The sequence below is a fragment of the Streptomyces xiamenensis genome (genome assembly GCF_000993785.3).
Lineage (GTDB): Bacteria > Actinomycetota > Actinomycetes > Streptomycetales > Streptomycetaceae > Streptomyces > Streptomyces xiamenensis.
The window spans coordinates 4,300,137-4,312,923 of the sequence record NZ_CP009922.3; the positions used below are offsets into that span (position 1 = coordinate 4,300,137).

The following is a 12,787-nucleotide window of genomic DNA, read 5'->3' on the forward strand; positions in this document are numbered from 1 at the left end:
ATGGGCCGGTCGGCGAGGGGGGACCGTGTGGGCCGACCGGGCGGATGACCGCGTGAGAAGTGGTGGGACGACGATGTGCTCCGACAAATCAGCCGGTGTCGCCGAGCTGCCCGAACTGCCCGACCTGCTCACCCTGGGCCTCGCTGACCTGCGCGCTCTCCAACATCCGGTGCTGAGCGAGGTGCTGGCCGACCTGCGGGCGCGGGTCAGCGGACAGCCCACCGTGGCTCTGTGGGCCTTCGACGAGTTCGCGCCCGGCGATGAATCCGGGGGCGCCGCGTGAACCAGCGGATTCCGGCCCCGGTGGGCCCGGAACCGGACGTGTTCGCGCCCTGGCCGCTGACGGAATTCTCCGTCGCGCGGCTACGGGACCGTGGGGTGGCGGCGGTGCCCTTCGACCAGTTCGTGGTGAAGGTGCACAGCCGGTGCAACCTGGCCTGCCGCTACTGCTACATGTACTTCGCCGCCGACGGGGGATGGCGCCGGCAGCCGGTGACCGCGAGCCCCGAAGTGCTGGAGCGGGCCGCGCGGCGCATCGCCGAACACGCGGCCGCGCACCGGCTGCCCGCCGTCTCCGTCGTGCTGCACGGCGGCGAGCCCCTGCTGGCCGGGACCGCCACCCTCGCCGGGTTCGTCGCCCGGATACGCGAGCTGGTGCCCGCCGGCTGCGCGGTGCACGCCGCCTTACAGACCAACGGCACCCTGCTGACCGCCGCCCGGCTGCGGGAGCTGGCCGCCGCACGGATCGGCGTCGGACTGAGCCTGGACGGCGGGCTCGCGGAGCACAACGCCCAGCGCGCCGACCACGCCGGGCGCCCCGCCTGGCCCGCGATCCGCCGCGCCGCCGCGCTGCTGGCCGGGCCGTACCGGCACACCTACGGCGGCGTGCTGTGCGTCGTGGACCCGGCCAGCGACCCCGAACAGGTCTACCGCTCGCTCCTGGACCTGGACCCGCCCGCCCTGAACTTCCTTCTGCCGCACGCCAACTGGAGCAACCCGCCGCCACCGGGCCGGTACGGCGACTGGCTCGCCACCGTCTTCGACCTGTGGTGGGAAGCCGGCCGCCGCCGCACCCGCATCCGGCTCTTCCAGGAAGCCATCGCCCTGCTGCTGGGCGCCCCCGCCGCCACCGAATCCCTGGGTCTGCGGCCCGTGACCGCCGTGGTGATCGAGACCGACGGCGCCATCGAGCAGATGGACGCCCTCAAGACCGCCTACGAGGGCGCCGCCGCCACCGGCCTGGACATCCACCGCCACCCGCTGGACGCCGCACTGGACCACCCCGGCGTCGCCGCCCGCCAGGCCGGCCTCGCCGCCCTGTCCGCCACCTGCCGCGCCTGCCCCCTGGTCACCGTCTGCGGCGGCGGGAACTACGCGCATCGCTACCGCGCCGGCGAGGGCTTCCACCACCCCTCCGTCTACTGCGCCGACCTCCAGCGGCTCCTGCACCACATCGCCCACCGGGTGGCCACCGCCACGGTGGTGTCCGCTTGAGCGGCACCCCCACCCCCGGCCGGGCCCCCACCGTGCCCGCCCCGGGAACGGCCCTGTCCGACGCGGCGATCGCCGAACTCGGCAGCACCGAGGCCGGCGCCGAGGCGCTCGGCGCCCTGTCCGACGGGGCGCACACCCGGCGGCTCCTGCTCTTCCGGGTGCTGCTCGATGCCCTGGACAGCGACGCCCTGCCCCCCGGCCGGCGCGCCGCCGCCCGCGAACACGGCGCGCTCCTGGAGGCCGCCGACCGCGCGGCCCCCCGGCAGGCCCGCCGGGTGATGTTCTACCCGCTCACCGGGCCCTGGGCCGAGACCTGCGTACGGCAGCTGGACCGCGGCACCCCCGACCACCGCGACATCGACCACCTCGGGCCGGTCGCCGCTGCCGCTGCCGCCCGCGCCGGGCTCACCTTCCGCACCCGCGTCACCCCGCACCACGACGGCATCGCCCTGCCCACCCTGGGCCTGCTGCGGCACGCCGGGCCCGCCCGCTGGGCCGAACTCCACGGCCGGCGCGACACCCTGACCATCCGACCCCTGGGCGCCCGCCCCGCCGAACTGCGCCGCGACGCGGCCGGCCACTGGCACTCCCACGACCCGCGCTGGTCACCGCTGCCCACCCTGTCCGGCGGCCCCCGCCCCGTCCTCCTCGACGATCTCGACCCCTGCCGCGCAACCCCCGGCGCCGCCACCCCCGCCGGGCCGCCCCACCAGCGCGCCCACTGGCGCGCCATGTGGCGGCGCGCCCTGCCGCTGCTGCGCCTGGGCGGCGCCGCGCGGGCCGCCGATCTCGCCCTGCTGGACTGCGTCGTCCCCCTGCCGGGGCCCACCGCCACCGGCCGTCACACCAGTCACACCCGCGACGGGGCGTTCGGCGCCGTCCTCGCCAGCCCGCCCCCCAGCCCCGAACTGTTCGCCGCCGGGCTCGTCCATGAACTCCAGCACGCCAAACTCGCCGCCCTCACCGAACTCGTCGCCCTGCACACCGCCGACGACACGCCCCGCCACTGGGCCCCCTGGCGTCCCGACCCGCGCCCGTTCGACGGCCTGCTGCACGGCGCGTACGCCCACCTCGCCCTCGCCGCCCTCTGGCAGCGGCTCGCCCTCACCCGCGAGAACCCCCTCGCCCGCGACGACGCCTGGGCCGCCCACGCCCGCTGCGCGGCCCAGGTCGGCGCCGTACTCCCCGTCCTGCGCGGCGCACGCCCCCTCACCGACCCGGGCCGGGCCTTCGTCAAGGCCATGACCGCCCGTCACTCCCGGCTCGCCGATCACCCACCGCCCCGCGAACACCGGGTGCGGGCCGCCGCCTACGTGGACACGGCGCGCTCACTGTGGCACCGCCATCACCCGCAATGACCCACGCCAGCGGTTAGCCTGAACACCACCAACATCTGACGGGCCGCCAGGGGACGCGGGCACGGCGCGGGGGTCCGTTTCCACAACGAAGGGGAGCTGTCGGATGGCCGGACTGCGCAGGACCACACCCGCCGAGCGGCAGAAGATCACCATCAGCTTCGCGGGGTTCAACCGGCCCTGGGCCGCCTGGATCGCCGACCGCCTGGAGCAGCAGGGCTGCGACGTGGCGCTCCAGCGCTGGGACCCGGCCACCGAGGTCCCGCTGGTGGAGGCCCTCAGCGACCTGTTGCTGACCGAGGGCCGGGTGCTGGTCGTCCTCAGCGACTGGTACTTCCAGATGGGGCCGCGCTCCACCGAGGAGTGGAACCAGGCGCTGCGCGCGGTCGTCGCCCCCAACCACCGCCGTTTCTCGGCCGTTTCCGTCACCTCCGCCGCGCTGCCGCCCGCCGTCGCGGCCTTCGGCGGGGCCGCCGAACTGTGGGGCGTCGGCGCCCGCGAGGCCCACCGCCGGCTGACTCACCTGCTCGGCCTCGGCGGGCAGGAGGCGGACTCCTCCACCACCGTCGGCCTGCGCTCCGGCGCCCGCTTCCCCTACGACCAGCCCCGGGTGTGGGGCGGTGTCCCGCGCCGCAACATCCGCTTCACCGGCCGCGAGACCACCCTCCAGGCCGTCTACCAGCGGCTCTCCGAGGCCGACCCCGGCTCCGCCGTGGTCACCCTGCTCGGCATGTCCGGCGTCGGCAAGACGCAGGCCGCCGCCGAGTACGTGCACCGCTTCGGCTCCGCGTACGACGTGGTGTGGTGGGTGCCCGCCGACACCCGCGGCACCCTGCGCCAGCGGCTCGCCGAACTCGCCCCGGCGCTCGGCCTGACCACCGGCATCGAGTACGGCGAGCGGCTGCGAGCCGTACGCGACGCGCTGCGCCGCGGCGACCCGTACTCCCGCTGGCTGCTGATCCTGGACGGCGCGGACGATCCCGGCGCCATCGCCGACCTGGTGCCCACCGGCACCGGACACGTGCTCATCACCTCCCAGAACCGCGAATGGGGCGACCACAACACCGCCGTGTGGGAGGTCCCGGTCTACGACCGCGAGGAATCCATCGCCTTCGTCCGCCGCCGCGCCCGCCGGATCACCACCACCGAGGCCGACGAACTCGCCGAGGCCCTGGAGGACCTGCCGCTCGCCCTCGACCAGACCGCGGGTGCCCTGTCCGACTCGCCCATGGCGGTCACCGACTACATCCAGCTGCTGCGCTCCGGCGCGGACATCGAGATGGGTCTGCGCGTCTCGGCGGCCTTCCCCATGACATACCTCACCGCGTTCTCGATAGTGCTGAACCGGCTGCGCGAGACCGAGCCCGCCGCAGTGGACCTGCTGCGGCTGTGCGCCTGGTTCGCGCCGGGGCCGGTACCGCTGCGGCTGCTGCGCGACGTCCCCGCCCGTGACCTGCCCGAACGCCTCGCCCACCTCATCGACAACCCGCTGCTGTGGAACGCCGCCCTCAGCAAGCTCGTCCAGTACTCCGTCATCCGCCCCGACGACCCCGGTACCGAAGCGGACGGCGGCAGTCGGCACGGGCAGGACGGGCTGGTCCCCGACACCGAGACCATCCATCTGCACCGCATGGTCCACCAGGCGGTGCGCGCCGGGATGTCCGACGCCGACGCCGCGACGTTCTCCCGCGTGGTGCGCCGCGCCCTGACCGCCGCCGACCCGCGCCGCCCCGACGACACCCGGCTGTGGTCCCGCTACGCCGAACTCGTCCCCCACCTGGAGGCGTCCGGCGCGTTGCGCAGCACCCACGCCGAGACCCGCAGGCTGGTCTTCCACTCCCTCACCTACCTTTACCGCTCCGGCGAGTACCGGGCCGGCATCCAGCTGGCCGAGGCCACCGACGCCGCCTGGCGCGAGGTCTACGGCGAGGACGACCCGCTGCTGTGGGAGCTGGCCTCCCAGCACACCACCCTGCTGCGCGCCGTCGGCGAGTACACCCTGACCGAGCGCATGAACCGGCAGATCATCGACAGGCTCTCCGCCGCCCGCGGCCCCAAGGACCTGGGCGTGGTGCGGGCGCACGGCGGTCTCGCGGCCGACCTGCGCGGCCTCGGGCGCTACGAGGAGGCGCTCGACCAGGACCGCCGGGCCCTGGAGCTGTACCAGGAACTGGTCGGCGACAGCGATGTGCGCACCCTCAACACCCACAACAACATCGCGGTCACCCTGCGGCTGCTCGGCCGCTACGGGGAGGCCCTCGAACTCGACCGCAAGACACTGGAGATGCGCCGCGAGGTGCTGCGCTCCCGCAACCCCTGGACGCTGTCCTCCGAGCTGAGCTGCGCCCTGGACCTGCGGCTGCTCGGCCGCTACGACGAGGCGCTCTCCCTCCAGGAACGCAACGTCGAATCCCACCGCCTGGTGCTGGGCCCCGACAACCCGCGCACCCTCACCACCGAGCTGAACCTGGCGCTGTGCCTGCACCGCACGGGCGACCGGGCCGGCTCCCGCGCCCTGCTCGCCCGGCTGCTGGAGCGCACCGAGGCGGTGCTCGGCGGCGAGGCCCCGCTGCACCTGAAGGTCGCCACCGACTACGCCTTCGTCCAGCGTGAGACCGGCGATCTCGACCACGCCCGCGAGATCGGCGAGTTCGCCATGCACAGCTACCAGCGGCTCCAGGGCAGCCGGCACCCGTACACCATCGGCGCCACCGCCAACCACGCGCTGGTGCTGCGGGTGGCGGGGGAGCGGCGCGAGTCCCAGTGGCTGATCGAGCGCTGTCTGGAGGAGATGACCGCCGCGCTCGGCCCCGACCACCCGTGGACCCTGGGCATCGCCCTCAACACCGCCGTGGGGCGTAACCTGGAGGACGATCTGGAACGGGCCGCCGAGCTCAGCCGGGAGAACGTACGCCGCTCGGCCGCCGTCCTGGGCCGTGAGCACCCGCTGTCGCTGACCAGCCAGCTGGCGCTCGCCTCCGACCTGCGCGGACTGCGCCGCCGGCAGGAGGCCGACCAGGTGGAGGAGGCCGCGCTCAGCGGACTGATCTCCTCCCTGGGCACCCACCACACCCACACGGTCGCCGCCCGCTCCCGCTCCCGCGTCTACTGGGACTTCGAGGTGCTGCTGCCCTGAGAGCGTGCACCGCGCACCGCGCCCGAACACGGGGTGCCGGTAAGAACGCTGTCACCAGCCGCAAACGGCGAGGGTCATGTCCGGAGACGTGTCGGGCGACGGCGTCGACACCGGTTCGATCGTCCCGCCCGCCCTGCCGCAGCACTCTTTGCGTGGTTTCTACTCGACCGCACATCACGGCTGTTCGGTCCCTACTGCGTCCACTCGTCAGCGTGATCAGAGACGAATTCGGCAAAGGCGCGCGGCGGACGGCCGGTGAGATCGAGCACCGCAGTGCTGACCTGGTCTTCGCGTCCCTCCTTGATTCCGCGCTCGACGGCGGCGAGAGCGTCAGCGAACTCCGTCGGCATTCCGGAGGCACGGTAGGCGGCAGCCTGTTCCTGCTCCGTAGCATGCTTCACCCGAACCTGCCTGCCGGTCTGCGCGGTGATGATCTGCGCGGCCTGCGGATAGCTCATCCCGTGCGGTCCGGTGATCAGGTAGTCGCTTCGAGCATCCACCCCCAGGTCAGCCAAGAGCGCGGCAGCACTGGCCGCGATGTCCCGCGCATCGACCCATCCCAGCTCGCCGTCACCGGCCGCGGTACGGATCTCGCCGAGTCGATGGATGTCCTCGGCCAGTGGGTGCGGGCGCAGGAAGTTCTGCATGAAGCCAGACGCGCGGAGTACGACACCTCCGGGCTGAGCCTGAACCTGAGCGGCCATCTCCACAGCGCTGGGCGCGTTCGGCAGCACGATGGCGGAGCCGAGCATCACGAGGCGCCGGATACCGGCCAGCTGCGCTTGGCGCAGGAAGGGCTCGACCAGCGGCAGCGGGTCCACACTCTCCACCGGCGGAAGCAGGAAGACCCGGTCCATCCCGTCGAGCGCGGGTCCATATGTGGTCGGGTCATTCCAGTCGAAGCGGATCGCGTCAGGATCGGCTGCGGCCGGGTTCCGGCTGGCTGCCCGAGCCTGCACACCAGCCTTACGGAGCACTTGCACCAGCGACTTGCCGGTTGTGCCGGTCCCTCCGGTCACGAGCACTCCGGACATCAGGCGTCCCTCCTTTCAAGCGAGTCGATCAGCCTGCCGAGATCGCCGGCAGCGGCGGCCGCCGACAGCGGGCTCCAGTAATCCCGGAACAGAGCGATCAGCCCGTCGCGGACCGTGAGAACCACGATGTAGTCCAGACGGTAGGGCTGGCGGGTGGCCACGGTGCGGCCGGTGGCGGTCCACTCCACCACGACGGTGTCCGTTTGATCCGTGGGCCGCACGGTGAGCGCGGCCACCTCCTTCATGTCCATCAACTCCGGATAGTGAGCGAGGTAGGCGCGTACCTCCTCACGTCCGCGAAGAACGCGAGGGGAGCTCCCGGCTGCGAAAGGGAATTCCGCAATCCCGTCAGGCGCCCACAGATCTGCCACGGCACTCATGTCTTTGGCCAGCATCAGGTCGAGCATGCGGCGAAATATCTCCTCAGGGGTGCTGGACATCATTTCTCCTCGTGGTCAACAAACCGACCGGACCACCATGCACAGAAGTTTGTGGCCGCGGAACGGACAGCTGAGCCCCGGACCAACAGTGCGAGGCTCAGCTGTCCCTCCTGTGACAGCATGGAAGAGTGAGCAGTCAGGAACTCGCAGACTTTCTCCGCCGCCGCCGCGAGGATCTGCAACCAGAAGACGTGCCCGCCGAAGCGACGCGTCCACCAAGCCGGCGCGCCCGTCGCACACCCGGGCTGCGCCGCGAAGAGGTGGCTGCCCTGGCACAGATGTCGGTGAGCTACTACGAACGGCTGGAACAGGCACGGGCACCCCGGCCCTCACCGCAGGTGCTGTCTGCGCTGGCGACGGCTCTCCAGCTCACTGACGCAGAGCGTGACCATCTGGCCCGCCTGGCCGGACAAGTGCTGCCGACAGAGAACGGCGGCGTACCAGAGCACGTACCCGAGGACGCCCAACAGCTACTCGGCAGACTTGACGGCATCCCTGCCTACATCGTCAACGACCGGCAAGATGTCGTCGCCTGGAACGCAGCAGCCGCAGCCCTGATGACGGACTTCTCTCGTCTCCCACCTGACCAGCGCAACCTCACGCGCATCTCGACGAGATTCCGTGACACCCTCTGCACCGGCGCGCCCGGTTCGGAGTCCGATTTCTCTCAGCAGATAGCCGCTCAATTGCGCGCAGCCAGCGTTCGGAACCCCACAGATAGCGTGCTCGCAGAGCTGATCAACGAGTTCGCAACCCACGATCCAGATTTTGCGAACAGCTGGCGTCACCACGCTGTGCGCCCCATACCCAGCGTGCGAAAAAACCTGCGTCACCCCACACTGGGCGAGCTGGAGATCGACCGGCACACCCTCAGCCTGCCCGGCTCAGGTTTTTCCCTGGTGATGTACACGGCAGAAGCCGGCAGCCCAAGCGCCGCTGCTCTGAAGAGCCTTTGACCCTTTGACCGCCGGCCATCAGAGCCACGGTCCGCTCCACGCTCTCCACGGGAAGCGGGGAGGAGACCAGGGCGGTCAGTGCCGGCAGCGTGCCGGCAGTTCCACCCGGACCTGCTCGGGCCCGCGTTCCTTGTGCGCAACGTGCTCGGCCGGATACGCCGTCAGCTTCCCCGCGTCCACGACGCCGCACTCACGGAAGCCGAGGTGCTGCCGGATCTGCGCCCGGTGGCGCTCCGAGGCGGGTACCTGTACCTGCCGGGCGATGAACTCCACCGTCTCATGCGCCAACTCGGCGCAGCCCCGGGGAACCGGCCGTACTGCGTACGGCACCTCAACACCGCGAGGCGGCGCCCGCCCCCTTCACGGGGGCGGGCGCCGCCTCGCTGTCCGCGTGCCCGGCACCGGGCCGGGCGAGCCGCTGCTACAGCTCGAACACCTCGTTCAGCAGGGTCTGCTGCTCGACCTGGTGCCGCTTGGCCGAACCCACCGCGGGCGAGGACGACGCCGGACGCGACACCCGCCGCAGCCGGTCGGCGCCCGCCACGGAGTCCGAGCCGATGATGAGCTGGAGGTGGTCCACCAGGTTCAGCGCGATGAACGGCCACGCACCCTGGTTGGCCGGCTCCTCCTGCGCCCACACGTAGGTGGCCGCGTTGCGGTACCGGGCGATCTCGGTGCGGATCTCGTCCGTCGGCAGCGGGTAGAGCCGCTCCAGACGGATGATCGCCGTGTCCGTGACCCCGCGCTTGGCGCGCTCCGCCTCCAGGTCGTAGTAGACCTTGCCGGAGCAGAACACCACCTTGCGCACCTGGTCCGGGTCCACCGTCGCGTCACCGATCAGCGGCCGGAAGCCACCGGTGGTGAACTCCTCCGCCTTGGAGGCCGCCGCCTTCAGCCGCAGCATCGACTTCGGGGTGAAGACGACCAGCGGCTTGTGGTGCGGGTTGTGCACCTGCCAGCGCAGCAGATGGAAGTAGTTCGACGGCAGCGTCGGCGCCGCGACCGTCATGTTGTTCTGCGCGCACAGCTGGAGGAACCGCTCGATGCGGGCCGAGGAGTGGTCCGGGCCCTGGCCCTCGTACCCGTGCGGCAGCAGCAGGGTGACCCCGGAGGTCTGGCCCCACTTCTGCTCCGCCGAGGAGATGAACTCGTCCACGACGGTCGAGGCGCCGTTGACGAAGTCACCGAACTGCGCCTCCCACATCACGAGGGAGTCCGGGCGGGCCAGCGAGTAGCCGTACTCGAAGCCCATCGCCGCGTACTCGCTCAGCAGCGAGTCGTAGACGTTGAACCGGGCCTGGTCCTCGCTCAGGTACAGCAGCGGGGTGTAGTCCTCGCCGGTGTGCCGGTCGATCAGCACCGCGTGGCGCTGGCCGAAGGTGCCGCGCCGCGAGTCCTGGCCGGCCAGGCGGACGGTCGTGCCCTCCATCAGCAGCGAGCCGACCGCGAGCAGTTCGCCCATCGCCCAGTCGATCGTCCCCTCCTCGACCATCGCCGCGCGGCGCTGCATCTGCGGCAGCAGACGCGGGTGCACGGTGATCCGGTCGGGGATGTTGACCTGCGACTCGGCGATCCGCTTGACGACCTCGGAGCTGACGGCCGTCTCCACCGCCACCGGGAACTCCGCCTGCGGGCCGGGACCTCGGCGGGGGCCGGCGAACCGGTGGCCTCGCGGACCTCCTTGAAGACCTTCTCCAGCTGGCCCTGGAAGTCCTGGAGCGCCTGCTCGGCCTCCTCCAGGGTGATGTCGCCCCGCCCGATGAGCGATTCGGTGTACAGCTTGCGCACCGAACGCTTCTTGTCGATCAGGTCGTACATCAGGGGCTGGGTGAAGGACGGGTTGTCCGTCTCGTTGTGCCCGCGGCGCCGGTAGCAGACGAGGTCGATGACGACGTCCTTGTTGAACGCCTGCCGGTACTCGAAGGCCAGCCGCGCCACGCGGCACACGGCCTCGGGGTCGTCGCCGTTGACGTGGAAGATCGGGGCCTCGATCATCCGAGCCACATCGGTGCAGTACATCGAGGAACGGGCGGCGGCGGCCGTCGCCGTGTACCCGACCTGGTTGTTGATGACGATGTGCACGGTGCCGCCGGTGCGGTAGCCGCGCAGCTGCGACATGTTCAGCGTCTCGGCGACCACACCCTGGCCCGCGAACGCCGCGTCACCGTGGATGAGGATCGGCAGGACGGTGAAGTCCTTGCCGCCCTTGCCGATGATGTCCTGCTTGGCGCGGGCGACACCCTCGACGATCGGGTCGACCGCCTCCAGGTGGGAGGGGTTGGCCGCCAGCGACACGGTGATCTGCTCGCCGGACAGGCCGGTGAAGGTGCCCTCGGTGCCCAGGTGGTACTTCACGTCGCCGGAGCCGTGCATCGACTTCGGGTCGAGGTTGCCCTCGAACTCGCGGAAGATCTGCGCGTAGGACTTGCCGACGACGTTGGCCAGCACGTTGAGCCGGCCGCGGTGGGCCATGCCGATGACGGCCTCGTCCAGGGACGCGGCGGCGGCCTCGTCCAGCACGGAGTCGAGCAGCGGGATGACGGTCTCGCCGCCCTCCAGCGAGAACCGCTTCTGGCCCACGTACTTGGTCTGCAGGAACGTCTCGAACGCCTCGGAGGCGTTCAGCCGGCGCAGGATGCGCAGCTGCTCCTCGCGCTCGGGCGGGGTGTGCCCGCGCTCGACGCGGTCCTGGATCCACTTGCGTTCCTTGGGATCCTGGATGTGCATGTACTCGATGCCGGTGGTGCGGCAGTACGAGTCGCGCAGCACGCCGAGGATGTCGCGCAGCGTCATCATCGACTTGCCGTTGAAGCCGCCGACCGCGAACTCACGTTCCAGGTCCCACAGGGTGAGGCCGTGCTCGGTGATGTCCAGGTCGGGGTGCTTGCGCTGCTTGTACTCCAGCGGGTCGGTGTCGGCCATGAGGTGGCCGCGCACCCGGTAGGAGTGGATCAGGTCGAACACCCGGGCGGCCTTGGTGACTTCGTCGTCGTGGTTGACGTCGATGTCCTGGTGCCAGCGGACCGGCTCGTAGGGGATCCGCAGCGCCTCGAAGATGTCGTCGTAGAAGTTGTGCTGACCGAGCAGCAACTGCGAGATCTGGCGCAGGAACTCACCGGAGGCGGCACCCTGGATGACCCGGTGGTCGTAGGTGCTCGTGAGGGTCATCACCTTGGAGATGCCCAGGCGGTTGAGCGTGGCCTGCGAGGAACCCTGGAACTCCGCCGGGTACTCCATCGCGCCGACGCCCAGGATGACGCCCTGTCCGGGCATCAGGCGCGGCACCGAGTGAACGGTGCCGATGCCGCCGGGGTTGGTCAGGGAGGCGGTGACGCCGGAGAAGTCCTCCATCGTCAGCTTGCCGGAGCGGGCGCGGCGCACGATGTCCTCGTACGCCTGCCAGAACTCGAAGAAGGTGAGCGTCTCCGCCTTCTTGATGCCGGCCACCACCAGTTGCCGGTCACCGTTGGGCTTGACCAGGTCGATGGCCAGGCCCAGGCTGACGTGCTCCGGCTTGACGAGGGTCGGCTTGCCGTCCTTCTCCGCGTAGGAGTAATTCATGGACGGCATCGACTTCAGCGCCTGCACCATGGCGTAGCCGATGAGGTGCGTGAAGGACACCTTCCCGCCGCGCGCGCGCTTCAGGTGGTTGTTGATGACGATGCGGTTGTCGAACAGCAGCTTCACCGGGACGGCACGGACCGACGTGGCGGTCGGCAGGTCGCGGGAGGCGTTCATGTTCTTCGCGACCGCGGCGGCCGGACCGCGCAGCGTGATCAGCTCGGGGCCCTCGGACACCTCCTTGGCCGGGGCCTTGGCCGGTGCCTTCGCCGGAGCCGCGGCGGCCGGCTCGGCGGCGGGTGCCGCCGGGGCCGGAGCAGCGGCCGGTGCCGGTGCGGCCGGAGCCGCGGGCGCCGCGGGAGCCTGACCCGCGGTCGTCGGCGGGGCCTTGGCGGGGGCGGGCGAGCCGTCCCCGGTCTCCTTGGCCTGGCCCGGCTTGTAGTCGGCGAAGAAGTCCCACCAGGCCCGGTCTACTGAGTTCGGGTCCTGGAGGTACTGCTGATAGATCTCGTCGACGAGCCATTCGTTGGCACCGAAGCCGGCGGCAGGGCTCTTCTGAGATCCGGCTTGTTCGGTCTCGACACCCGAGGTGTCCGTGGACTGTGGCGACACGGCGGCAACCGCCCTCTTCCGCTTCGCAAGGTAATGGACAGCGGGAATCAAGGCTACGCCTGAAAGGGCCTCCTCCGCAGTCCTGTGGGGCCAGCAGTCGCGTACGTCACATTCCCGGTCGGGTTTCGGCACTCGATTGTGCGGGAATCGAACCAAGTTCGGCACGATCCGGGAACGACAAAGTGACGGCTGCCGCCGC

The 12,787-nt window shown here is 71.1% G+C and carries 8 protein-coding genes and 1 pseudogene; 5 read left to right on the forward strand and 4 right to left on the reverse strand.

Annotated elements, in window-relative coordinates; translation table 11 throughout:
- Positions 1 to 52: 52 nt before the first annotated feature.
- The 4 genes from fxsA to fxsT all read left to right on the forward strand — a co-directional run bounded on the left by fxsA (position 53) and on the right by fxsT (position 5,985).
- Entirely contained in the window at positions 53 to 283 is a 231-nt protein-coding gene (gene fxsA / locus SXIM_RS19975) for an FxSxx-COOH cyclophane-containing RiPP peptide (protein WP_246156908.1), read from the forward strand.
- Positions 280 to 1,494, forward strand: a complete 1,215-nt coding sequence (locus tag SXIM_RS19980) for an FxsB family cyclophane-forming radical SAM/SPASM peptide maturase (RefSeq protein ID WP_199811808.1) — start codon at positions 280 to 282, stop codon at positions 1,492 to 1,494. The genes fxsA and SXIM_RS19980 overlap by 4 nt, the downstream gene beginning before the upstream one ends.
- Positions 1,491 to 2,852, forward strand: a complete 1,362-nt coding sequence (locus SXIM_RS19985; RefSeq protein ID WP_246156909.1) for an aKG-HExxH-type peptide beta-hydroxylase — start codon at positions 1,491 to 1,493, stop codon at positions 2,850 to 2,852. Before SXIM_RS19980 ends, SXIM_RS19985 begins: the two co-directional genes overlap by 4 nt.
- 103 nt (positions 2,853 to 2,955) lie before the next feature.
- On the forward strand, positions 2,956 to 5,985 hold the full coding sequence (gene fxsT / locus SXIM_RS19990) for an FxSxx-COOH system tetratricopeptide repeat protein (RefSeq protein WP_030733473.1): 3,030 nt from the start codon (positions 2,956 to 2,958) through the stop codon (positions 5,983 to 5,985).
- Positions 5,986 to 6,176: 191 nt separating this feature from the next.
- Here fxsT and SXIM_RS19995 read toward each other — a convergent pair whose 3' ends face one another.
- Both SXIM_RS19995 and SXIM_RS20000 read right to left on the reverse strand, forming a co-directional pair.
- Complete coding sequence (locus SXIM_RS19995) at positions 6,177 to 7,019, reverse strand: NAD(P)H-binding protein (protein WP_046724802.1); 843 nt, start codon at positions 7,017 to 7,019, stop codon at positions 6,177 to 6,179.
- Complete coding sequence (locus SXIM_RS20000; protein ID WP_046724803.1) at positions 7,019 to 7,462, reverse strand: nuclear transport factor 2 family protein; 444 nt, start codon at positions 7,460 to 7,462, stop codon at positions 7,019 to 7,021. The genes SXIM_RS19995 and SXIM_RS20000 overlap by 1 nt, the downstream gene beginning before the upstream one ends.
- A 125-nt stretch (positions 7,463 to 7,587) precedes the next feature.
- On the opposite strand from SXIM_RS20000, the gene SXIM_RS20005 reads away from it, so the two are divergent.
- Positions 7,588 to 8,415, forward strand: coding sequence for a helix-turn-helix transcriptional regulator (locus tag SXIM_RS20005; protein WP_078635552.1), 828 nt, complete (start codon positions 7,588 to 7,590; stop codon positions 8,413 to 8,415).
- A gap of 75 nt (positions 8,416 to 8,490) precedes the next feature.
- On the opposite strand, the gene SXIM_RS20010 is transcribed toward SXIM_RS20005, so the two are convergent.
- On the reverse strand, positions 8,491 to 8,745 hold the full coding sequence (locus SXIM_RS20010) for a DUF4158 domain-containing protein (protein WP_148236142.1): 255 nt from the start codon (positions 8,743 to 8,745) through the stop codon (positions 8,491 to 8,493).
- A gap of 91 nt (positions 8,746 to 8,836) precedes the next feature.
- Positions 8,837 to 12,588 (reverse strand): annotated as a pseudogene (locus SXIM_RS20015) (multifunctional oxoglutarate decarboxylase/oxoglutarate dehydrogenase thiamine pyrophosphate-binding subunit/dihydrolipoyllysine-residue succinyltransferase subunit).
- Positions 12,589 to 12,787 lie beyond the last annotated feature (199 nt).

Bases quoted from the DNA above. Each gene is read 5' to 3' on its own strand.
- fxsT (WP_030733473.1), top strand. From the start codon at position 2,956: ATGGCCGGACTGCGCAGGACCACACCCGCCGAGCGGCAGAAGATCACC.
- SXIM_RS19995 (WP_046724802.1), bottom strand. From the start codon at position 7,019: ATGTCCGGAGTGCTCGTGACCGGAGGGACCGGCACAACCGGCAAGTCG.
- SXIM_RS20000 (WP_046724803.1), bottom strand. From the start codon at position 7,462: ATGATGTCCAGCACCCCTGAGGAGATATTTCGCCGCATGCTCGACCTG.